Here is a 23,226-nt window from a genome sequence, read left to right as displayed (position 1 = left end):
CCGGTCGGTCACCGGCTACAGGCGTTGGCCCGCCTGAGCTCAGGGCTTTGGTGGGGGCTGGGCGGTGGAAAAGTTTCGGTGAAATTATGATCTGGGGCAGTTTGGCAAGTGGTTCGGCTTGTGTATGCTCCGTCCACGTTTCCGGGCGCATGCTCACACTTATAAGAACAAGAACGTTGCCTATGACCCTCAGCTTCGACCTGTCGGGCCCCTCCGTGGAGCCTCGGGTGATCCGCAAGCTTTACGCCACCCAGATGGCGGTCGAGCGCACGCGCCTTCTTTATCAGGGTTCGCTGTTGCCCACCCTGTTCATGTTGATCAACGGTCTGGTCTGCGCCGCTCTGCTCTGGAGCCCGCAGCGTTACTTCGTGGTCAGCGTCTGGCTGGTGTGGCTGTTGTCGCTGGTGGCGTTGCGGGTGATTCAGGTCGCCGCGTTCGACTCGGCGATTCCCGATCGCCAGGCCCAGCCGATCTGGGGGCGCATGTTTCTGCTCGGCTCGACCATGACCGGCCTGACCCTGGCCGGCGCCGGCATCGCGCTGGTCCCGGCCGACAACTTCATGCAGCAGGCCTGGGTGTTCGGCCTGATCGGCGCCGCGACCCTGTCGGCCAGCGTGGCTTACGCCGTGAGTATTCCGGCCTTCCTTTCCTTTACCTTGCCGTGCCTGCTGCCGGCCATCGGCTACCTGTTCTGGGGCGGTGACGAACTCGCGCGCGGCTGGGGCTGGCTCGGGCTGATTCTGCTCGGCTCGCTGAGCGTGGTGGCGTGGCAGGTCAACCGGTTGATCGATCGCGGTTTGCTGCGTCGCTTCCAGAACCAGCACCTGATCGAGCACCTGCAACAAACGCAAACCCGCAGCGAACAGCTCAATCAGGAGCTGGCGAAGGAAATCGAGCAGCGGCGTTGCGCCGAGGGCAAGCTGCGCGAGGCGCAGGTCGAGCTGGAGGATCGGGTCGCCCAGCGCAGCCGAGAGCTGGACGTCGCCAACCAGGCGCTGAGCAAAAGCGAGGCGCGCCTGGCCCTGGCGTTGAAGGCCAGTGAGCTGGGGCTGTGGGACTGGAACCTGCAGACCGACGAGGTTCACCACACACAGATTCAGGAACTGTTCGGCCTTGACCCGCAATACGTCACCGGGCTGCTCAGGCATCTGCGGCCAAGGCTGCACCCGGAAGATGTGCCGCCGCTCAAGCGCGCGCTGATCGAGCACTTGAAGGGGCGCACCGAGGATTATCAGATCGAGTACCGCGTGCGCCATGGCGACGGCCACTGGGTCTGGATCGAAGACCGAGGCCGTGCGGTAGAGCGCGACGAGAACGGGCGGGTCATCCGCATGGTCGGCACCCGCCGCGACATCAGCGTCAGCAAAAGCCTGGAAGCCCAGCAACAACTGGCGGCGACGGTGTTCGAGGCCGCCAGCGAAGGCATCGTGATCCTCGACCCGAATTACTCGCTGATCGCCATCAATCAGGCTTTCAGCCGGGTCACCGGATATGACATCGACGACATGCTCGGACGCAACGTCGTGGAACTGCCGTGCAGTCGCGATGCCCGCCGACACTACGTCGCGATCCGCCACGCGCTGGAGCAGCACGGCAGCTGGCAGGGCGAACTGGTGGAAACCCGCAAGAACGGCGAGCTGTATCCGCAGTGGCTGCAATTGAATGCCGTGCGCGACAGTCGGGGAAATGTCAGTCATATCGTCGGCTTCTTCGCCGATCTGTCGGCGCGCCGCGAATCCGAAGAGCGCATGCGCTACCTGACCCACTACGATGAACTCACTGGCCTGGCCAATCGCTCGCTGTTCCGCGAACGCCTGCACGAAGCCCATCAGCGCGTGCGGCAGGGCGGGCGTCGGAGTCTGGCGTTGCTGCACATCAATCTGGATCGCTTCAAGCTGCTCAACGACAGCCTTGGCCACGAGATTGCCGACCAGTTGCTGCAAAAGATGTCCCGGCGTCTGGTCAATGCTCTTCCGGAAGCCGACACCATCGCCCGGCTGTCCGGCGATGAGTTCGCGGTACTGTTCGACGCCTACGGCAACCTGTCGAGCCTGGCGCGGGTCGCCACGCGACTGTCGAGCAAGCTGCGCCTGCCGTTGACCGTGGAAGGGCATGAGCTGGTAGTCAGCGCCTCGATGGGCATCAGCATGCTGCCGGACAACGCCCGGGAGATTTCCGCGCTGGTCAGCCAGTCGAACATGGCCATGCAACATGCCAAGCACCTGGGCGGCAACAACTTCCAGTTCTACACCGATAGTCTGCAGGCCAGCACGCTGGAGCGCCTGCAACTGGAAAACCAGCTGCGCAAAGCCATCGAGGAAAAGCAGCTCAAGGTCTTCTATCAACCGAAGCTGTGCCTGGGGACCGGCCGTCTCAACGCGGCGGAAGCGCTGGTGCGCTGGGATCATCCGACCATGGGGCGGGTGCCGCCGGGGGACTTCATCGGTCTGGCGGAGGAGACGGGGCTGATCGGCCCGATCGGCGAATTCGTCCTGCGTCAGGCCTGCTGGCAGGCGTGTGAATGGCAGCGTCAGGGGCTGGCGCCGATCCGGGTTTCGGTGAACCTGTCGGTTCATCAACTGCGCCAGGGAAAACTGGTCAGTCTGGTGCGCCAGGTGCTGGAGGAAACCGGCCTGGCGCCGCACTACCTCGAACTGGAACTGACCGAAAGCCAGCTGCTCGACAGCGTCGAACACATCATCGCCACGTTCCAGCAGTTGCGGGATCTGGGGGTGAAACTGGCCATCGACGATTTTGGCACCGGCTATTCATCGCTGAGCTATCTGAAGCGGATTCCGGTGGATTACGTGAAGATCGATCAGGCCTTTATTCGCGGGTTGGGCGAGGGCAGCGAAGACGCGGCGATCACCCGGGCGATCATTGCGATGGCTCACGGGTTGTCACTGAAAGTTGTCGCCGAAGGAGTCGAGCGATCCGAGCAGCTGGCGTTTCTGAAGGCTGAAGGTTGCGACGAGGTGCAGGGCTATCTGATCAGCCGTCCGGTGGAGGCGGTCGGCCTTGCCGCGTTGTTGCGTGAACAGGAAAAACCGCTGTAAGGGCTACATGCAGCGCATGTCGCCTGATCCGGGGGGATCCGGTTACGCATTGAGCAGGCAAAAAGCCGATTCATGTAGTATAACTACAAGCTTGCTACATCCCTGGCATCTGGCCAAAGCACATCTTTCCATAACAAGAGTCCAGCCCCTTGAATCTGCTGCAACACATCGCCCAGTCACGTCACCTGTTACGCAAGTCGGAGCTCAAGGTCGCCGACCACGTGCTGCTTGACCCTGCGGCAGTGATGCACAGTTCCATGGCCGACCTGGCCCACAGCGTCGGCATCAGCGAGCCGACCATCGTGCGCTTCTGCCGTGCCATTGGTTGCTCCGGTTTCCAGGATCTGAAACTCAAGCTCGCGCAAAGTCTCGCGGCCGGCGCCAGTTTTGGTCAGTTCGCGATCCATGAAGACGATTCCGTCGCCGACTACAGCCTGAAAATCTTCGACACCACGTTGCACACGCTGATGGAGGTTCGCGAGAAGCTCGATCCTCTTGAGCTGCAACGGGCGGTGACGCTGATGTCCCAGGCCCAGCGCGTCGAATTCTATGGTTTTGGTGCGTCGGGTGCGGTGGCGGCGGATGCGCAGCACAAGTTCTTCCGTCTGCTGCTGACGGCAGCGGCGTATTCCGACCCGCACATGCAGGCGATGTCGGCGGTAACGCTGAAGCCGACCGACGTGGCGATCTGCATTTCCCAGTCCGGTCGTTCCAAAGATTTGCTGATCACCGCCAACCTCGTTCGCGAGAGCGGTGCGTCGCTCATTACCTTGTGCCCGAGCCAGACACCGCTGGCCGAGTTGTCGACCGTCAACCTGGCGATCGACGTTCACGAAGACACAGAAATCTACACGCCGCTGACTTCGCGTATCGCTCACTTGGTGGTGATCGACGTGCTGGCGATGGGGGTGGCGATGGCGCGCGGGCCGAGCCTGGTCAACCACCTCAAGAGCGTCAAGCGCAGTCTGCGCAGCTTGCGGCTGTCGCCAAAATCGGTGAAAGCGCTGGATGACTGATTGTTGTGGGGTGCAGGCAATATTCATCTGCCTGTAACCCCGACGAAGCCAAACCGTCATCCCCCGGGCCTATCGTGAAACTCCCGTAATCGCCTTGGGAGACTCGAAATGGCTCAGCCTTACGAAGAACGCAACAGCGCCGCGAAAACCCGTCGTCAGCAGGAAGACCAGCGCCGCATGGAATTTCGCCGCGCTATCGAAGATCGCTTCGAACTCCGCCAGCTTCAGGCCGAAATCGGCGATTTTCCCGAGGACATCAATCACTGGCAGGCAGCGCCGGCAGCTTCCCGTCGAAGCGCTCAACCAGCGCGCTGATCTGCACCCGTTCGCTGCGGATAAACGCCAGGAAGGCGTGCGCCACCGGTGACAGCCGTTTGGCTTTGGCTTGCACCAGGCACCAGCTGCGAAACAGCGGCAACTCTTCGACCGGCAGCTCCACCAGGCCGCCGGTCGCCAGCTCCAGGTTCAGGGCGTGGCGCGTCAACAGCGCCAGGCCCAGACCCGCCACCACGCATTCACGCTGGGCCTCGGCCGACGCCACTTCCTGGGTCTGGGTGAAGTGCACGCGCTTCTCCTTGAAATACTCCTCGCAGGCCAGCCGCGTACCCGAACCCGGTTCGCGGATCAGCAGGGTGTATGGCTCGAGGTCCTGCAAGCGCAGCGGGCCCATGTGCGCCAGCGGATGATCGGGACGCGCCACGGCAACGATCGGGTTGTTGAGGAACGGCAGGAATTCCAGGCCCATGTCCTGCGGCACCATCGACATGATCACCAGATCGTCGCGGTTGTCGGAGAGTCGACGAATCACCTGGCCACGGTTGACCACCGTCAGTTGCAGGTTCACTTCCGGATGCTGGCGCTTGAACGCCGCGAACAGGTGCGGCACGAAGTATTTGGCGCTGGATTCCACCGCCAGTTTCAACTGGCCCTGCAGCGAACCCTGCATGTCCGACAGCTGCATGTCGAGGTTTTCCAGGCGGCCGAAGATGTCCCGGCTGGCGCGCTGCAGTGCTTCGGCGGCCTCGGTCATGTAGAGTTTTTTGCCGACGTAATCGAATAATGGCTGGCCGATCAGCTCTTCGAGCTGACGAATCTGTAGGCTTACGGCCGGTTGCGTGAGCGACATTTCCTCGGCCGCTCGGCTGTAGGAACGTAAATCACACACTTCGTTGAAGATCTGCAATTGACGCAATGTCATACGCATCAGGGACTTACGCATTTTCTAACGACTCTGGCCATTGGCTGATGCGATGACTATAAGTCTTTACTTATGCCTGACCCAATTTTTATTCATTTTTGTTAATCCCTTGTCAGCGCTAGTGTGGGGCCGAGACCAGATTGAAACATTTGGTCACGTGCCGACCTGGGTCTAGCAGGTCGTGGTGCCACCGGCTCAAGGGAACCTCCAAGTGATAACAAAGATCCTGATCGCCAACCGTGGTGAGATTGCCGTACGAATCGTGCGTGCCTGCGCCGAGATGGGCATCCGTTCGGTCGCGATCTATTCCGACGCCGACCGGCATGCCTTGCATGTGAAGCGTGCGGACGAGGCCCACAGCATTGGTGCCGAGCCGCTGGCCGGTTACCTGAACCCGCGCAAGCTGGTGAACCTGGCCGTGGAAACCGGTTGCGATGCACTGCACCCCGGCTACGGTTTCCTCTCGGAAAACGCCGAGCTGGCAGACATCTGCGCCGAACGCGGGATCAAATTCATCGGCCCGTCGGCGGAAGTCATTCGCCGCATGGGTGACAAGACCGAAGCACGCCGCAGCATGATCAAGGCCGGCGTACCGGTCACGCCGGGCACCGAAGGCAACGTCTCGGGCATCGAGGAAGCGTTGAGCGAGGGCGACCGCATCGGTTACCCGGTGATGCTCAAGGCAACTTCCGGTGGTGGCGGTCGCGGTATCCGTCGCTGCAACAGTCGCGAAGAACTCGAACAGAATTTCCCCCGGGTCATTTCCGAAGCCACCAAGGCTTTCGGTTCGGCGGAAGTGTTCCTGGAAAAATGCATCGTCAATCCGAAACACATCGAAGCGCAGATCCTCGGCGACAGCTTCGGCAACGTCGTGCATCTGTTCGAGCGTGACTGCTCGATCCAGCGTCGCAACCAGAAGCTGATCGAAATCGCCCCGAGTCCGCAACTGACCCCGGAACAGCGCGCCTACATCGGCGACCTGTCGGTGCGCGCGGCCAAGGCTGTCGGGTACGAGAACGCCGGCACCGTGGAGTTCCTGCTCGCCGAGGGCGAGGTGTACTTCATGGAGATGAACACCCGGGTGCAGGTGGAACACACCATCACCGAAGAAATCACCGGGATCGACATCGTCCGCGAACAGATCCGCATTGCCTCCGGCCTGCCGCTGTCGGTGAAGCAGGAAGACATTCAGCATCGCGGTTTTGCCCTGCAATTCCGGATCAACGCCGAAGACCCGAAAAACAACTTCCTGCCTAGCTTCGGCAAGATCACACGCTACTACGCCCCCGGCGGCCCTGGCGTGCGTACCGACACGGCGATTTACACCGGCTACACCATTCCGCCGTTCTACGACTCGATGTGCCTGAAACTGGTGGTCTGGGCGCTGACCTGGGAAGAGGCGATGGACCGTGGTCTGCGCGCGCTCGACGACATGCGTCTGCAAGGCGTGAAGACCACCGCCGCGTACTACCAGGAAATCCTGCGCAACCCGGAATTCCGTAGCGGCCAGTTCAATACCAGCTTCGTCGAAAGCCATCCGGAACTGACCAACTACTCGATCAAGCGCAAACCCGAAGAGCTGGCCCTGGCCATCGCCGCCGCCATCGCCGCCCACGCAGGCCTGTGAGGAATACAAGAATGAGCAAGAAGATCTTTGTCACCGATACCATCCTGCGCGACGCTCACCAATCGCTGCTCGCCACCCGCATGCGCACCGAAGACATGCTGCCGATCTGCGACAAGCTCGACAAAGTCGGCTACTGGTCACTGGAATGCTGGGGCGGCGCAACCTTCGACGCCTGCGTACGTTTCCTGAAAGAAGACCCGTGGGAGCGTCTGCGCCAACTGCGCGCTGCGTTGCCCAACACCCGCCTGCAAATGCTCCTGCGCGGCCAGAACCTGCTGGGCTATCGCCATTACAGCGATGACGTGGTCAAGGCGTTCGTCGCCAAGGCCGCGGTCAACGGCATTGACGTCTTCCGTATCTTCGACGCAATGAACGACGTGCGTAACCTGCGCGTGGCGATCGAAGCGGTGAAGGCTGCCGGCAAACATGCCCAGGGCACCATCGCCTACACCACCAGCCCGGTGCACACCATCGACGCGTTCGTCGCCCAGGCCAAGCAAATGGAAGCCATGGGTTGCGACTCGGTGGCGATCAAGGACATGGCCGGTCTGCTGACTCCGTACGCGACCGGTGAACTGGTACGTGCACTGAAAGCCGAACAGTCGCTGCCGGTGTTCATCCACTCCCACGACACCGCTGGCCTGGCAGCGATGTGCCAGCTCAAGGCGATCGAAAACGGTGCCGACCACATCGACACCGCGATCTCCAGCTTCGCTTCCGGCACCAGTCACCCTGGCACAGAATCGATGGTCGCTGCGCTCAAAGGCACCGAGTTCGATACCGGTCTGAACCTGGAACTGTTGCAGGAAATCGGCCTGTACTTCTACGCGGTGCGCAAGAAGTACCACCAGTTCGAAAGCGAATTCACCGCCGTCGACACCCGTGTTCAAGTCAACCAGGTTCCGGGCGGGATGATTTCCAACCTGGCCAACCAGCTGAAAGAGCAGGGCGCTCTGAACCGCATGGGCGAAGTGCTGGCGGAGATTCCGCGAGTACGTGAAGACCTCGGCTTCCCGCCGCTGGTGACCCCGACTTCGCAGATCGTCGGCACCCAGGCGTTCTTCAACGTGCTGGCCGGCGAGCGCTACAAGACCATCACCAACGAGGTGAAACTCTATCTGCAAGGCGGTTACGGCAAAGCGCCTGGCACCGTGAACGAGAAGCTGCGTCGTCAGGCCATTGGCAGCGAAGAGGTGATCGACGTACGCCCGGCCGACCTCCTCAAGCCGGAAATGGCCAAGCTGCGTGCCGATATCGGCGCACTGGCCAAGTCCGAAGAAGACGTGCTGACGTTCGCCATGTTCCCGGACATCGGCCGCAAGTTCCTCGAAGAGCGTGCCGCCGGCACCCTCACCCCGGAAGTGCTGCTGCCGATCCCGGAAGCGGGCAAGGTGGCTTCGGCCGGCGGCGAAGGCGTACCGACCGAGTTCGTCATCGACGTGCATGGCGAAACCTACCGCGTGGACATCACCGGTGTCGGCGTCAAGGCTGAAGGCAAGCGTCACTTCTACCTGTCCATCGACGGCATGCCGGAAGAGGTGGTGTTCGAACCACTCAACGAATTCGTCGGCGGCGGCAGCAGCAAGCGCAAGCAGGCTTCGGCGCCGGGCCACGTCAGCACCACCATGCCGGGCAACATCGTCGATGTGCTGGTCAAGGAAGGCGACACCGTCAAGGCGGGCCAGGCCGTACTGATCACCGAAGCGATGAAGATGGAAACCGAAGTCCAGGCTGCGATTGCCGGCAAGGTCACCGCCATTCACGTTGCCAAGGGGGACCGGGTGAACCCCGGCGAAATCCTGATCGAGATCGAAGGCTGAGATAACGGCCTCGATACAACGCTTTAAACCTCGGGGGGGCATGTGCTCCCCTTTTTTTGCTTTCAAGGCGCTGCCGCAACGTGCGGCAGCAATCCCGTCTGTACTCAGAACGCCATTCGCCATTGGCCTGAGATGCCATGGCTACGGCTGTCGGTACCGATTTCTCCGGACAGTGCGACACCCAATGTGTGACTGTTCGAGACCGCAAGATCCAGCCCGGTGTCGAGTTTCAAGCTGTCGCGATCCAGTTTGGCGCCGTAAACAGTGAAGTCTTCAGTTTCCGTGGCCAGGCGTTGGCGGGTGCTGGTATAGGTCTCGCCGTAAACGTGTTTCCATCCCGCGCTGAATCGTGGAGTGAGGCGCATGCCGTTATCCAGCGTGCTGACTTTCGCCATGCGCAGGCCGACGGTGGTGTTGAAGTTGCCTTGGGATTGAGCGTGAACCTTGAGCGCCGCATCCCCGCCTTTTTCGGTGTAGCCATCGCGGTGGTAACGCTGGTAGCCAAGGCCGACAAATGGCTCGATGCTGACGTTGGCCCGACCCAGGTTGTATCCCGATTCGATGAACGCTTGCTGGGTGCTGGCCTGGTAGTTGCCTTTTAGCCGGTCATGGAAACGGCCGAATGCGACTTCGCGACGGGTATTGCCTTCATGACGGCTCCAGGCTACGCCTAACCGAAGTGACAGCGGGCCAGTCTGGCGCAAGGCGTAGGCACCGATGTGCCAACTGTCGAGATCGCCGTCCAGTTCTTTGCTGTCGATGCGCGTGTCGGAGGTGCCGCCCATCAAGCCCAGGTGCCATGTTTCATCGAGGCGCCTGTCCGCGCCGAGCAGCAGTCCTTTGGTGGAGTGTTGCATCGGTTCAAATTCGCGATCGAGTTTCCCGCTGTGGCCAAGGGCTTGCAGCCAGACCCTGCCGGTGTCTGCGTTGCCGGCCGCATGGCGTGGTGAGTTGCCCGGTGAGTCGTGGGCATTGTCGAGTTGGTGCATGGCTGACAGCAGGCTGGCGCTGACCGGCGTGACACTGCTCAGGGTTGCATTGGCGAGGTTGGCATTGCTGCCGCCCGCCAGTTGATAGTAGGCGAGGGCGGCCGTGGTTTCGTCGGCAGCGAGCAGGGCTGCAATGGCTGCATTGCCTGGAGGTGGAGGGGAATCCGTTGACGGCGGCTGGTCTACCGCTTGGGTTTGTTGAGCTGCGGATGTTTCGGCCAGAACCGGTTCCGTTAAGGGCGCTGGTTTTTCAAGGCTTTCTTCGAGCGCGCTGCCACTCTCTGTCGTGGCGACTGTTTTGGATGGAATGTCGTCGGCTGGGTGAGCGGGTACCACGGGAATCTCGGTGCTGACGGGGATTTTTTCCAGGGGTGGAGCGATCCTTTCCTCACGCGTTGTTTCTTCAGCGACCTTGAGTGGAGTAGGTTTGTCCTTAGGTTTGCGCGGGTTCTTGGGTTTCACCTCTTTCACCACCGGCACGTCGGGCTCCGACTGCTCCGCCAGAGAAAATTCCACGCAACCGACTGCCAGCGCAACCGCCAGGACAAGATGTTGGAGCTTGTATTTGCATTGAATGGGCATTCCGTTCGCCTCAGGTGAAATGAGGTCAAACTGTAAAAGTCGACGCCGGTCCTCCGATGCCGGGCAATTCCGAGCCACATGCAGGTGATAGCGTCTGCTTTTGTAGCCCGGTCGCCGGCGGGAGGTGAACCCGCCATGATTACCCAATCGTCCAGACGCTTTTACCTACAACACCCGCTGAAATCCGGATTGGCGAAATCTCAAAAACTCATCTGCCACTGCCCGATCAACCCGTGATTTCGGCTGTTGCTGCCAATCTCGCCGCTGTATCCAACCCCCAGCGTATGCCGCGAAGAAATGCCCAGATCCAGCCCTGCTTCGAGCACCAGACTGTCACGATCCAGCGAGCTGCCATCGACGTTGAACGCCGTGCCACCCACGACGAAGGCCTGACGGGTCGAACTGCTGACATCGCCGTAGGTGTGCTTCCAGCCAGCGGCTATCCGTGGAGTCAGGCTCATGCCATTGTCCAGCGAGCTGAGGTGCGCCAGGCGCACGCCGAAGGTGCTGCTGAAGTTGTCCTGAGTCTGGCTGTCGACCTGCAAGGCCGCCGCGCCGCCCTTTTCCTGATAGCGGTCGCGGTGATAGCGCTGGTAGCCGAGGGCGGCGAACGGTTCGGCGCTCAGTCGGCCGCTGCCCATGGCGTAGCCGAGTTCGGCGAAGGCTTGCTGGCTGTCGGCGTCGTAATCGCCTTTGGGGCGATCGCTGAAACCATTGAATGCGATGGTGCGCTTGCTTTCGCCCTGATGGCCGCTGTACGCCGCGCCCAGGCGCAGGGCCAGCGGGCCGTTTTGATGCAGCGCATAAACACCGGCGTGCCAGCTCTCGACATTGCCGTCGACGCCGGTGGCGTCAAGGTCGGTCTTCGAATAGCCGCCGAGCACGCCCAGTCGCCATTGTGGATTCAGCGCCCAGTCGGCGCCGAGCACGCTGCCCTTGGTGCGCTGTTCCAGACCGCTGCTGCCGTGTTCGCCATCCAGCTTGCCGTAGCCGCCGATGGCCTGCAGCCAGAGCCGGCCCCGGGCATTCGGGTCATTAAGGTTTCGCGCTTCGGACGGAACGCCGTTAGCCGCGAGGATCGGCGTATCACGCTGATCAAGACCGACCATCAAGCCGGGACTGCCACCCATTTGCTGCATGGCCGAGAGCATGCTGCTGCCAACCTGGCTGCTGGCGCCAAGGGTGGCGCTGGTGAGGTTGGCGTTGCTGGCGCCGGCCAGTTGCTCGATGGCCGCGCCCGCGCTGGATTGAGTGGTGTTGAGCAGGGCGTTGTACAGCGCATTGTTCTTGCCGATCGAGGCCAGGCTGTTGGCGGCGTTGCTGCCGTTGCCGGTGGCGGCGAATTCATTGAAGGCCACGTCATTGCGGGTATAGGTCAGGTCGACCTGCGTTGGTGTGTAGGCGAGGGTCGGCGTGAGGAACGCGTAGTCGCTGGTGATCGCGCCGAACTTGCCGTTGACCCGCGCTGCCTGCAGCACTGTGTAATGGCTCTGCCACGGATAGGTTCCGCTACCGGGATTGACCGCCAGCGTCGCGCCGTTGAGGTTGGCCGTGCCGCCAACCTGAACCGGTGCGCTGCTGCCATCGGCGTTGACGCCGTAGGCGAGGGTGGATGCGCTGCCCATGTTCAAGTCGTGCGCGATGGTCGCGGTGCCGAGGCGGGTGTCGGTGCGCAACGTGCCATTGACGTTGAGGTTGCCCACCGAACCACCACCCGCATACACACCACCGGCGTCCACGGTCAGGTTGCCGGCGATGCCACCCTGGTTGACCAAAGTGGCGCCGTTGCGCACGGCACCGCCGTCGCTGAAGTCGCCGCTGCCGGTGAGCGTCCAGGCGCCTTGTTTGACTTCCAGCCATTCAAAGTTGCGGCTGGCACCGAAGCTGCCGCCCGCCGCGTCGTCCATCACCACCCGGTCGTAACCGCTGCCGCCATCGACCACGCCGACAAAGCGGCTGCCGCTGCGCAGGGTCAGGCTGTCATTGCCGCCACCCAGGTCCAGCGCCAGGCCGTTGCTGCCGCTGATTGTGCCGCCGTTGATCACGCTGTCGGCGAACTCTCCGACGAATTTCACGCCGAAGCCGTTGAGGCCCTGGATAGTGCCGTAGTTCTCCAGCGTGGTGGCCGCCAGCCCTGAACCGCCGCTTCCGTCATCTACCAGAATGGCGCTGTTGGCGCCGCTGATCAGTGCATCCTTGGCGTTGAGAATGTAACCGCCGCCCAGGGCAATGCCTTCACTGCCATTGGCGAAACCACCCTTGTCCACACCGCCGGCGCCGACGCCCTGGATGGTGCCGTAGTTTTCGATGTGGGCGATGTTGTCGATGTCCACGCCGTCGCCGTCGCCATTGGCTTGCAACCCGGAATACGCGCCAGTGATGGTGCCGTGGTTGATCAACGTGCCGTCGCCATCGGAGCCGAAACCGGAGCCGTTGCGCCCGGTGATCTGCCCGTAGTTGACCAGCGTCGCTCCCAGGTCAGTGGTAATGCCATGCCGTCCGCCGGAAATCACGCCGTAGTTGGTCACGCTGACGCCGGTCGCGGTGTCGATATCGATGCCGTCGAATTTCTGGTCGGCGTTGTGCGAGTCACCGGTGGAGATCTCGCCGTAGTTGCTGATGGTCGCATTGGCGCCGGTCTTCATGCCGTCGCTGGCGTCGCCACGAATCAGCCCGCCCGCGCGGTTGATGATCGTGGTTTTTACCCCGTCGCTGCGCAACGCATCCAGATCCAGGCCTTGGCCGGTGGTCGAGCGAATGGTGCCACTGTTGTCGATCAACAGGCTGCCGCTGACAAAGTTGCTGTCGATGCGAATCGCATCGTTGGAACCGAGAATCTGCCCGCCGCTGCGGTTATGGATGGCGTAGTTGCGCGCCTGGGTCAGATCGCCGCTGCTATCAATCGCCCGGCCACCGCTGGAAATGATCTTGCCGGCGTTATCGATGATTACACCGACCCCGCTGGTCTTGTCCTTCAGGCTCACTGCCTTGCCGCTGTTGGTGATGCTGCCCGGCGCCGAAATCGTCAGTGTGTCGCCGCCACCCAATGTCTGCGATGCCGTCGTGGCGGTATCGATCTGCACGGTCTTGCCGTGGGCGGCGCTGGTGGCGATCAGCAGGGCAATGGCAAACGACAGGCGCTGGGGCGGGAAGGGCATGGGCAGAACGTCCTTTTTGTTATAAGCGGGGCGTCCTGTATAGCGGAGGGTTTTTACAAAATGATGTCCATGGCGAACTCAGCGGCATCTGCATTATTTTGCGTTTTTTTCGAGGTTTTAACCCTTCATCTGCACTTTACTGCATGTTGACGAGACTCCCGATCTTCTGAAATGCACTATATTGCATTTAAAGTTCACCAAACGACCGCAGTAATGCATTTAATTGCAGATGAGAGCCGCATGCACAATCTGACATTGCAGATATTCAACGCCGGCAAATGGCACGACGCGATGGTGTTGAGTTTCGACTCGCCCGAAAAAGGCTTCGAAAGCCGCTGCAGCTTTGGCTACGAGTCGGCGTATCTGGTCGAGAACATCGAGGTCATCGGCTCCCCTTTTTCCAAGGCCGTGAGTGCGCTGTTCCCCCTTGATTGGGAAGGCCGGCGATCCATCACCCCTGCATTCGTGCATGACATCGCGCCGGCAGGCGCCGCTAAAAGGTTTCTTCTGGCACGTCTGGGGCAGGAGAAACCTGCAGGCATCAGTGCCGATCTTTATCTGCTTGGTCGCTGCACTCCAGCTCCGATCGGCAACATGCGGATAAAAGAATCGGCCGAGGCTGTCGATGAGCGCAAGCCCATCGGTTTTCAGCGTCAGGAGGTCGTCAGCCGTGACCACCGCTTCCTTGAATATGCCTATGAAATGGGAGCTGCGATTGGTGGGGCGACAGGGGCCGGAGGTGAGGCTCCCAAGATTCTTCTGGCAGAGGATCACGCCGGTCTTTTGTATCCCGATGCCGTGCTGGATGATGAAAACGTCCATCAGCACTGGTTTGTGAAGTTCGCCCGGAATAAGGGAGGTCAAACCGATCAAGACATCCTGCGCAGCGAATTCCACTACTACCAGGCGCTTCAGGCACTGGGCATCGAAACCGTCGCGGCAGAAGGTCTGGCGTTAGAGGAAGCGAACAAACCCAGCTTGTGGGTGCAGCGTTTTGATCGCCAGGTGACGAGCCGTGGGGTAGAGCGTTTTGCCGTGGAGTCGATTTATTCGCTGGCCGAAGTGACGACGCCGGGAAGCGCGATGAACCATATGGATGTCATTCGCATGCTCGCCGAGCTCTGGCGCAATGCGGGGCAAGCGGATCAGATTCCGGCGCTGGTGGCGGACTATTTACGCCGGGACTTGATCAACAAGATTCTTGGCAACTCGGACAACCACGGTCGCAATACCGCAATCATTCGTGACGAGGGCTCGTATCGTTTGGCCCCCATTTATGATCTGGCCCCCATGGTCATGGATGACGAAGGTGTGACCCGCACCACCAAATGGCCAAAAGAGCTGGAGAGGGCGGGAGATGTCGATTGGCGAGGGGTTTGTCGCGCATTGGCGGATATTTCCGATCCGGATGACCCATTGGCAGGGTTGTCCGACGCGCCGGAATCTTTCGAGCGCCTGCGTGAAGACGCGCAGTGCCTGGCCGAGTTGCCGGACATTTTGAGCGCCAGCGGTTTGCCTGACCGGACAATGAATCATCCGGGCGTCCACCTGAAAAACCTGGAGCAACGATTGAAAGAATGGGATCTGAAATGAGCATGACCGTCGCCGAGCGCACCTTGCTCATCGAAAGCATTCAAGAAGCGCTGGCTGAAGGAACCGTAGAAATCGGTGAAGCCGTTCGCCGTTTGCGCGTGGAGGTGACCGGGCTGCATCAGACCCAGTTCGCGAAGATGTGCAAGATTTCGGTACGCACGCTGGTGCACATCGAACACGGCGAGGGTAATCAGACACTGAAATCGCTGAATGCCGTGTTCCGCCCGTTTGGACTGAAAATGGGCGTGGTACGGGTTCGGCGAAACAACAGCTGAACCCGCAACCCGCTTAGTGTCGATCGAGTTTCAAGCGCGGCACTCGACCAACCCCTTCACCTGCCCATCCGCCGTCTGATTCTCATCGCTCAACCAACGTTCGAACCCGGCCGCAATCGCCGGCCATTCCGAGTCCAGAATCGAGTACCACGCGGTATCGCGGTTCTGGCCCTTGACCACCATGTGTTGGCGGAACACGCCTTCGAAGCTGAAGCCCAGGCGCTCGGCCGCGTATTTGGAGCGGGCGTTGCCGTTGTTGCATTTCCATTCCAGGCGGCGGTAGCCGAGGGCGAAGGATTCCCTGGCCAGCAGGTAGACCGCCTCGGTGCTTTTCGGCGAGCGCTGCATCGGGGCGCCGAAGGTGACGTGGCCGATTTCGATGCGGCCCTGAGCCGGGACGATCGACATCAGGCTGAGGATGCCTTGCACCTGGCCGCTGGCGCGGTCGATGACGCTGAAGAAATACGGGTCGCTGTGGGCGGCGTGGTTGTTCAGCCAGTCATTGAAGGCACTGCGTTCCGGAAACGGGCCGTAGGGCAAGTAATCCCAGAGCTTCGGGTCGGCGCCGGGGCCTTGCAGGGCATTGAACAGGTCGTCGCCGTGGCGCGCCGGGTCGAGCTTTTCCAGACGGATGAAGCGGCCTTCGATCAGGGTGGTCGAGGGCGGCGGCACGCCTTTCCAGTCAGCGAGAGAAATGGTCATGCGCGTGGCTCCTTAAATGGCTTTGCGAAACTGGATGAAACCCGGGCGTTCGGCGATGCGCTCGTAGAGCTGGATCGCCGTGGCATTGGTTTCGTGGGTCAGCCAGTGCACCTTGCAGCAACCGTCGGCCTTGGCCGTGGCGTAGACGTGTTCGATCAACAGGCGACCGACGCCGGTGCCACGGGTTTGCGGCTCCACCAGCAGGTCTTGCAGGTAGCAGGAGTTTTCGATGCTCCAGTTCGAACGATGGTAGATGAAATGCACCATGCCCACCGCTTTGCCGTCAGCCCAGGCGAGGGCGGCGAGGGTCGGTTCGTTCGGGTCGAGAAAGCGCTGCCAGGTGCTTTGGCTGACGGCGTCCGGCAATTCCGTGTTGTAGAAGCGCAGGTAGGCCTGCCACAGCGGCAGCCAGGCGGCGTGATCGGCGGCGCTGACCGGACGGATGTCGATCTGACTCATGGTGATTTCCTTAACGCATCAAGTGAGCGAGGGTTTGATCGTTGATGTCGGGGCTGGCGGCCAGGCCTTCGCGCACGCCGGCGATATCTTCGGCGCTGCGGTTCTGGCTGAGCTTGCGCTTGCCTTCGAGGCGATCGATCGGAATGGCGAACCCGACGATGGCCTTGAGCATGCCGTCGATGTAATCGGCCGGGGCATCGTCGACCGACCAGGGCTGGGCGCGGCCCGCTTCATGGCGATTGGTGAGGGTGCTGACGATATCCAGCAGCCGACCGCCATCGCTGAAGGTTTCGGCGTGACCGTAGGCGTGCACGGCGACGTAGTTCCAGGTTGGCACGACTTTGCCGTGCTCGGCCTTGCTCGGGTAAAAGCCCGGGCTGACGTAGGCATCGGCACCGGGGAAAATCAGCAGGGCCTCGGCGCCGTCGCGCAGGTCTTTCCACTGCGGATTGGCCTTGGCCAGATGCCCGTACAGCGTACCGTTCGGACCTTGTTCGCGATGCAGCAACACCGGCACATGACTGGCCTGCAAGCCTTGTTCGCCGTGGGTCACCAGAATGGCGAGGCGGGTGGCGAGGATCAGTTCGTGCAGTTGGGACAGGTCGTCGATGGCAAAGGCGCGGGGTGTGTACATGGAGAAAATTTCCTTGGCGAATGCCTGCATCGTAGGCAGGCTATTGGTCTGTTGTAAGAGCCATTGATGACCAATTTCATAGGTCCATTGTCATGCCCGATCCGACCACACTGTCGCTGCCGTTCAACCCTGCCGGTATCGAACTCGACCGCCGCAAAGGCCTGAGCCGTCAGCTCTACCAGGCCTTGCGCCTGCGGGTACTCGACGGGCGCCTGGCCAGCGGCACGCGGTTGCCGGCGAGCCGTGATCTGGCGGCAGCACTGGCGATTTCCCGCAACAGCGTGGTGCGTGCCTACGATCAGTTGTATGCCGAAGGCTTTATCGAAGGGCGGGTCGGGGACGGCACTTACGTGGCGCAATTACCGCAATCGCTGGCGCCCGCGAAAAAACTATCCACAAAAATATCCACAGGGTTTTCAACAGGCTTACCCACAGCCTTATCCACAATTTCGTTAGATTCCACTGGTGATTTATCCAGCAAAGTTATCCACAGCGGTGCGTTGCAGCGGCTTGAACAGAACCATTTACCGACGCCACCAAGCGGTCCGCCGCGAGCATTCCGGGTCGGTGTTCCGGCCTTCGATCTGTTCCCGTTCGACGTCTGGGCCAAGCTGAACGCGGCGTTCTGGCGCAAACCCGATTCGCAGCAGCTGTGTTATGGCGATCCGGCAGGCGATGCGCGCCTGCGCGGTCTGATTGCCGCTTATTTGCGCAGTTCGCGGGGTATGCAGTGCTCGGCTGAACAAATTGTGATCACCAGTGGCGCACAACAGGGAATCAGCCTTTGTGCACAGTTGCTGGTGGAGCCGGGCGCCGGGGTGGGTATCGAGAATCCCGGCTACCGCGCAGCCGGTCATGCCTTTGCGCTGGCCGGTGGCCGGTTGCAGGGCATCGCCGTGGATCAGGAGGGCATCGACTGCACGGCCCTGGCCGCCGCCGAAGACTGCCGGGTGGCGTATGTCACGCCGTCTCATCAATACCCGACCGGGGTGGTGATGAGCCTGGCCCGTCGTCTCGAACTGCTGGCCTGGGCCGAGCGCACTCAGGGCTGGATCGTCGAGGATGATTACGATGGTGAGTACCGCTACACCGGTGCGCCATTGGCCCCTCTGGCTGCACTCGACCGGCAAGGACGGGTGTTGTACGTGGGGACTTTCGGCAAAGTGGCGTTTCCGGCCTTGCGCCTGGGATATCTGGTGTTGCCGCCGGGCCTGGTCGAGGCTTTCTCGCAACGTCGCGCGGTAGACGTACGGCATTCCGAAGTCAGCACTCAGGCGGTGATGGCCGAGTTCATGGCCGCCGGCCATTTTCAGCGGCATATCCGCAGGATGCGCCGAGCCGCCCTGAGCCGGCGCGACACCTTGATGAGTGGCTGGCCGCAGGAGGTCGAGGGTGTCGGCCCGCTGCCCGCGGTCTCCGCCGGCCTGCATTTGACGGTGCCGGTGGAGAGCGTCGAGCGCGAGCGCCAGCTGATCGAACTGGCGCGCAGCGTAGAGGTTGAGATCAGCGGATTGAGTAACTACTGGCTGCCCGACTCGCTGACCCCGCTCGATCGGCGAGCCGGTCTGGTGCTGGGTTTCGCCGCCGTCCCGGAGCCGGCGATCGATTCGGCGCTGGGCCGTTTGCGCCGGGCCTGGCGGGTGTGAGCCTGCGACGTGACGTCAATCGTCGACCGGGTCGCGGGGCTGCGGCTTCAGGAACAGGTCCCGAACCACCGGATCGACAATTTTACGCAGCGCATTCTCGACCGCATCGAACGTGCTCAAGGATTGCCGCGTCGCCGCGTCGAGCGTTTGCAAGTAGGGCTCGGCGGGTTTGAGGTGGGCGGTGGTGTATTTCGCGTCGGGGTCCTTCAGGGCGTCGTAATGGAAATGCGCCACCCAGAGCGGTTCATTATTGCGGGCTTTGTCGAGGATCCGGTATTCCTGAAAATAATCCCCGCGTTGCCGGGTGCGGATGCGTCCGCGTTCATCCTTGACCACCTCCACCAGCCCGTTGTCATACAGCCAGTGAAAGTACGCCTCCCGGGGTTTGCGTTGCTTGAGCATCGCGGCATAGGTGCTGATGCCTTCGGTCCGGGTGCGTTGCGCTCCGTTGCGTAGTTCCTGACTGAGAGAGGCCACCGGCAGAGGGGGGCGCCCAGCCCTTTGCTGGGCTGCGAGCGCAGCGTCGACGTCGCTGGCCGTTTGCGTGAGCCTGACCGATTGCTGTTCGAACATGTCACGAATGTCCGCTGGAATGCGGCCGGGACGTTTGGCATCTTCCCGGGTTGTACGGTTGAACTCGTTGATTTTCAGATTCAGTTCCAATGCCCGCGCGATGACATCGACGGCATCAGATTTTTTGGGGAGCCGCGAACGCGACAGTTTGATAAAGGGGATTTCCCTGATAGCACCGGACTCTTCGCTCTCGCGTGACGATTCGCTGGCGCCCTGACGAGGGCGGCTCTTGCTGACCTTCACCCTGGGTCTCGACGTCGACGGTCCCGGCTGCGAAACGGACACGACCGGCTGCTCGGTGCGCTCCGGTAGTTCTGCGACCAGGCGCGCGCCGGCCAGCGCATGGAATTCACCGATCAGCTCATGGATGCGATCCAGTCGCGCCTGCACGAACAGTCCCGGGTGGGCGGCGGGCAACTGCTCGATCTCTTGCGCGAGGCTGGCGAAGCGGTCGTTCAAGCGGGCCAATTGCTCGATTCGTTGGTGCTGCGCGCCAGCGATCGGTTCAGCCCTGGTCAGCTCGATCAGGTCATGGCTGGCAGTCGAAGCGTTGCCGGTGATGAGGTTGACGGCTTCTCGGGCATCTTCCATGGCCGGGCCGGGCTGTTCGCGCACGCACCATTCGTAAGCCATGCTGATTTCGTTGGCCTTGAGGTCCAGATCGGTGAACGCCGGAAGCAGCCGTTCCAGATCGTGCCCCACTTTGCTCGAAATCCCCGCCAGTTGTCCCAGGGTGTCCAGCGACTGACGCAGAACCTGCCGTCGGGCGATCATCTGGTCGCTCAGTGCCGTGGCTCGGGTGGTGATATCGATCTGTTCGTCCCGTGACAGGGAGATATCTGCGCTTGCACTGTTGGCGAATTTTTCGGTCATTTGTGCATAGACACGCATCTGCAGGCGCAGTGCACCGCCCAGGCATCGGTGTTGTTCTGCGGTCAGGCGCATCAGTTGGGACTGATAGAACACGCCACCGCCTCCGCTCTGACGCCAGGTTTCCAGGTGTCCGAGCGCCTGGGTGTATTCGTCACCCAGCGCCTCGGCCAACGCCAGGTAGCGTTGGGCCCTGGGTTCGAATTCACTCGAGGAACCGTCCCGTGGCAACTCGAGCAGGGCGCTGCTCACTGCGTTTTTGCGGGTCACTTCCTGCGCCATGAACTGATGAAGGGCCGTCCAGGCTTTTTCCTTGTTTTGCGCCTTGGCGCGCCGCAGCGCCTCGATTCGCCCGGTCGGGCTGCCTCCGCGCAGTCGCAGTTTCGGGTCCCAGTGCCACTCACCCAGCGTGTCATCGAATTTGATGGCCAGGCCGGTATGCGAAGGGTCGGCCGGGTCTACGATGCAGACCGGTTCATTGTCGGGGGCCGTCACTTGAAACCAGCGCGCTCCCACGCGTGCGCATAACCGATCGCCGAGGGTGTAGAGGTGGCTGACCGGGGAAATCGAATGTCCGTCCAGATCCGGATCGGGTATTTGGAAACGCTCCAGCATGGCCGTGAATCCGGCGCTGGTTGACGGGCGTACCAGAGTGCCTGGCTCGACGCTCGACAGATGGTTCGGGGCAATCACGTCGGTCATGGCGTTTGCGTTGAAACGGATGGTCGGCGGCGTTGGCGGGAAAGCAACGGAAACGGCGGGTATCTCTTCCAGTGTCTGTTCAGCCGAGGTCTCGAACAGCGCCAGGGGCGTACGACTGCGCAGCGTGGCGATGTGCTGCGTCAGGATGATGCCGAGGGTCAGCAGGATGTCTCCGACGGAGCGCCACTCCACCAGTGTGTCTCCCTGTTCCCGGGCATCGATTGCCTGCTGGATCTGTTCGATGGTTTGCCAGACCCACACGGCGGTGCCTGCTGCGCCAACCATGAAATTGGACGCGATACTGAACACCGCCCAGCCGCTGTTCGCGAGCAAGGCTCGCCGACGTTCGCTGTTGGAGACTGACTGGCGGTCGGCCAGTTCGGCCAGCGCCTGGCTGTTGGCAGTGTGAAGGGCGTCGAGGATATCGCCGGTCAGCGGCGTATCGTCCAGTCCGATCGGGCCGATCAAGTCGAAGTGGATAAAGGGCTCGAACGCCATCCGGGGAATGATCCAGGGTGACGGAATGCCGCTGGAAAAAACGAACTGGGCGTATTCGAAACTCAGCGACGGGCTGGCCAGCCAGGCCAGCACCGAGTCTCGCAACTCTCCAGGCTGATAAATCGCGTAGAGCAGGTTTTGCGGGGAAGCGAACTGCCGCAGCGGGGTGTCCGACAATGGCCGGTAAAGCACACAGGGGCCCAGCTCCGGCTCGCGCGGCCCGATGATGAACGTGTTGGCCACCGTGTCGGCCACGTTGCTCAGGCGGTATCGAGGCCTGAAGGCCAAAGGGCGGATGTACACGCCGGGCTCGGTGTCGGACTGTCCCGCGCTGATGGATGCCATCAGTTGACAGATATACGTGTAACCGCGCTCGTCGACATCGCCTCGATGCCGGAGCTTGCACTCCAGGGCCAACAGCGGCAGCAGGGTCGGCAGCTGGCGCCGGTAGCGGGCCCTGTGGCGGGCGGCCTGTTGCGGGTCGTCGATCAGTGCCTTTTTTATCAGTGCCGGATAATGGCCTCCAATATCGACCTGCTCTGCCATCTGCGTCAGGTAGTCGACGGTCAACCATGCCGGCACGCCATGGCCATTGGTGAACGCGACGCTGGCGAGATACGGCGTGGTGTTTTCAAGGGCGAACTCACCGAGGGTCTGATGTTCCTGCTCCAGAGGGTTGGGCAGGGTCAGGCCGGCAACCTCGAAGCTGTGAGTGACGGTTATCTGCAGGTCGTCGAGCGGCAGCGAGGCGGCGTCTTCGGCAGCCTTGTCGGCGACAATCGCCTCGCGCATCTGTCGTTGAGCGTAGGACTTGATCGAAAGCAGAGGCTGTCCGACGTTATCACTCGGTTCCTCCTTATGAAGCCTGCCGAGTTCGACGATGTAGCGTGTGTAAGCCTGAAAATCACGGATCGACCCCGTGTTAAGCCACTTGGGAATGGCCCGGTTCAACTGGCTGAGCCGGGCATGGTCCCTGCCGCTTAAATGCCTGTTGTGCGATGGCGAGGAAAGGGCAGTCGGAACGACGGGGCGGTTGGCGGGATCAAGGGCCTTGATGTCGTCCAGCTGAATGTTCACCAATGCCCACGTACAACTGTCGAAAATGTTTTCCTGCGGCTCCACCAGTCGCCACTCGAGGCTGCGCCCGCTCAGGTCCAGGTCGAGGCGTCCGGGCAGTGACTCTCCCAGTTCGGCAAGGGACGAAAACGATTCGTGGCCGGCGCCGATGGTGTACATCAAAAACCGTTCGCGCTGTTTGACGGTCGCGGTCAGCACGATCGCGCCTGCGATGGTCAAGTGAGTGGTGTTCGAGCCCTCGACCAGGTCGATATCCAGCAGGCAAGCGCGGATCTGGCTGAATCCGTTTAGTGTCGATTGACGCATGGGCTTTTCCGGATGGTTGGCCACCCACCGCCCCAGGGCGCAGGCGTCGGCATCCCAGCCAACAGCGGATTGCACGTCCACGGCGGTTTTCAGTGTGTCGGACAGCTCCTGCCAGCGGGGGCAATGTGCGCCGGTTCCATTCCAGTAGTCGAGTTGTTGCTGTGCGAAGGCGATGAAAAAGAATGCGGCGTGCTCGTTGAGCAGCGATGTCAGCTCATCCATGTCGACGGCCAGGTGAGTGGCCGGTTGGACGTCCGGCGTGACCGTCAGGAAATGTTCGCCTTCGATCAGGTTCGCTCGGGTTTTCTCGACACTCTGTCGGATGAGCGCGTGGGTCAGGGATTCGAACCGGAAAGACTCGATCGCGAACCCTTGTTCATCGTCGCGCCAAACCGGAGTGGCGAGCATGGTGTGATCGGGGTCGATCTGCAGGTGTGCATAGTGC

Annotated in this window: 15 protein-coding genes; 8 read left to right on the top strand and 7 right to left on the bottom strand. The window is 61.5% G+C overall.

All coding sequences use genetic code 11. The annotated features are described in order from the left end of the window. Nucleotides 1-182 precede the first annotated feature (182 nt). The 3 genes from PDR5_RS28645 to PDR5_RS29565 all read left to right on the top strand — a co-directional run bounded on the left by PDR5_RS28645 (nt 183) and on the right by PDR5_RS29565 (nt 4,387). Nucleotides 183-3,056: a GGDEF domain-containing phosphodiesterase gene (locus PDR5_RS28645; protein WP_064600545.1), complete on the top strand. Its 2,874-nt coding sequence runs from the start codon at nt 183-185 to the stop codon at nt 3,054-3,056. A gap of 149 nt (nt 3,057-3,205) precedes the next feature. Continuing rightward, nucleotides 3,206-4,072, top strand: a complete 867-nt coding sequence (gene hexR / locus PDR5_RS28640) for a transcriptional regulator HexR (protein WP_007954250.1) — start codon at nt 3,206-3,208, stop codon at nt 4,070-4,072. A 108-nt stretch (nt 4,073-4,180) separates the two neighbouring features. After that, complete coding sequence (locus PDR5_RS29565; protein ID WP_007954251.1) at nt 4,181-4,387, top strand: PA3496 family putative envelope integrity protein; 207 nt, start codon at nt 4,181-4,183, stop codon at nt 4,385-4,387. Here the strand turns inward: PDR5_RS29565 and PDR5_RS28630 are convergent. Beyond that, on the bottom strand, nt 4,329-5,291 hold the full coding sequence (locus PDR5_RS28630) for a LysR family transcriptional regulator (protein ID WP_039765068.1): 963 nt from the start codon (nt 5,289-5,291) through the stop codon (nt 4,329-4,331). The genes PDR5_RS29565 and PDR5_RS28630 overlap by 59 nt on opposite strands. A gap of 190 nt (nt 5,292-5,481) precedes the next feature. Between PDR5_RS28630 and PDR5_RS28625 the strand changes: the two genes are divergently transcribed. Together PDR5_RS28625 and oadA are read left to right on the top strand one after the other, a co-directional pair. Beyond that, nucleotides 5,482-6,897 carry an acetyl-CoA carboxylase biotin carboxylase subunit gene (locus PDR5_RS28625; protein ID WP_007954255.1) on the top strand — a complete coding sequence of 472 codons (1,416 nt, stop codon included), beginning with the start codon at nt 5,482-5,484 and terminating at the stop codon, nt 6,895-6,897. A gap of 11 nt (nt 6,898-6,908) precedes the next feature. Then, complete coding sequence (oadA, locus tag PDR5_RS28620) at nt 6,909-8,717, top strand: sodium-extruding oxaloacetate decarboxylase subunit alpha (protein ID WP_039765069.1); 1,809 nt, start codon at nt 6,909-6,911, stop codon at nt 8,715-8,717. 104 nt (nt 8,718-8,821) lie between these two features. On the opposite strand, the gene PDR5_RS28615 is transcribed toward oadA, so the two are convergent. Continuing rightward, nucleotides 8,822-10,435 (bottom strand): autotransporter outer membrane beta-barrel domain-containing protein, encoded by a 1,614-nt coding sequence (locus PDR5_RS28615; protein ID WP_335720508.1) that lies wholly within the window; start codon nt 10,433-10,435, stop codon nt 8,822-8,824. A gap of 53 nt (nt 10,436-10,488) precedes the next feature. After that, entirely contained in the window at nt 10,489-13,446 is a 2,958-nt protein-coding gene (locus PDR5_RS28610; protein ID WP_064600539.1) for an autotransporter outer membrane beta-barrel domain-containing protein, read from the bottom strand. Between the two features lie 240 nt (nt 13,447-13,686). On the opposite strand from PDR5_RS28610, the gene PDR5_RS28605 reads away from it, so the two are divergent. After that, entirely contained in the window at nt 13,687-15,039 is a 1,353-nt protein-coding gene (locus PDR5_RS28605) for a HipA domain-containing protein (RefSeq protein WP_064600537.1), read from the top strand. After that, nucleotides 15,036-15,314: a helix-turn-helix domain-containing protein gene (locus PDR5_RS28600; protein ID WP_064600535.1), complete on the top strand. Its 279-nt coding sequence runs from the start codon at nt 15,036-15,038 to the stop codon at nt 15,312-15,314. Before PDR5_RS28605 ends, PDR5_RS28600 begins: the two co-directional genes overlap by 4 nt. 30 nt (nt 15,315-15,344) lie before the next feature. Here the strand turns inward: PDR5_RS28600 and PDR5_RS28595 are convergent, their stop codons facing one another. The 3 genes from PDR5_RS28595 to PDR5_RS28585 are packed head-to-tail and all read right to left on the bottom strand — an operon-like array spanning nt 15,345 to nt 17,109. Next, entirely contained in the window at nt 15,345-16,016 is a 672-nt protein-coding gene (locus PDR5_RS28595; RefSeq protein WP_064600533.1) for a GNAT family N-acetyltransferase, read from the bottom strand. A gap of 12 nt (nt 16,017-16,028) precedes the next feature. Beyond that, nucleotides 16,029-16,475 (bottom strand): GNAT family N-acetyltransferase, encoded by a 447-nt coding sequence (locus PDR5_RS28590; protein ID WP_064600530.1) that lies wholly within the window; start codon nt 16,473-16,475, stop codon nt 16,029-16,031. Between the two features lie 10 nt (nt 16,476-16,485). After that, nucleotides 16,486-17,109 (bottom strand): FMN-binding negative transcriptional regulator, encoded by a 624-nt coding sequence (locus PDR5_RS28585; protein WP_039765080.1) that lies wholly within the window; start codon nt 17,107-17,109, stop codon nt 16,486-16,488. Between the two features lie 92 nt (nt 17,110-17,201). Here PDR5_RS28585 and pdxR point away from each other — a divergent pair, with 92 nt between their 5' ends. Continuing rightward, on the top strand, nt 17,202-18,755 hold the full coding sequence (gene pdxR, locus PDR5_RS28580; RefSeq protein WP_064600524.1) for a MocR-like pyridoxine biosynthesis transcription factor PdxR: 1,554 nt from the start codon (nt 17,202-17,204) through the stop codon (nt 18,753-18,755). A 15-nt stretch (nt 18,756-18,770) separates the two neighbouring features. On the opposite strand, the gene PDR5_RS28575 is transcribed toward pdxR, so the two are convergent. Further along, on the bottom strand, nt 18,771-23,189 hold the full coding sequence (locus tag PDR5_RS28575) for a dermonecrotic toxin domain-containing protein (RefSeq protein ID WP_237233764.1): 4,419 nt from the start codon (nt 23,187-23,189) through the stop codon (nt 18,771-18,773). Nucleotides 23,190-23,226 lie beyond the last annotated feature (37 nt).

This window comes from Pseudomonas sp. DR 5-09, assembly GCF_001655595.1.
GTDB classification, from domain to species: domain Bacteria; phylum Pseudomonadota; class Gammaproteobacteria; order Pseudomonadales; family Pseudomonadaceae; genus Aquipseudomonas; species Aquipseudomonas pharyngis.
Note: the sequence above shows the minus strand (reverse complement) of the source record. Positions and strands in the feature narration are given on the sequence as shown.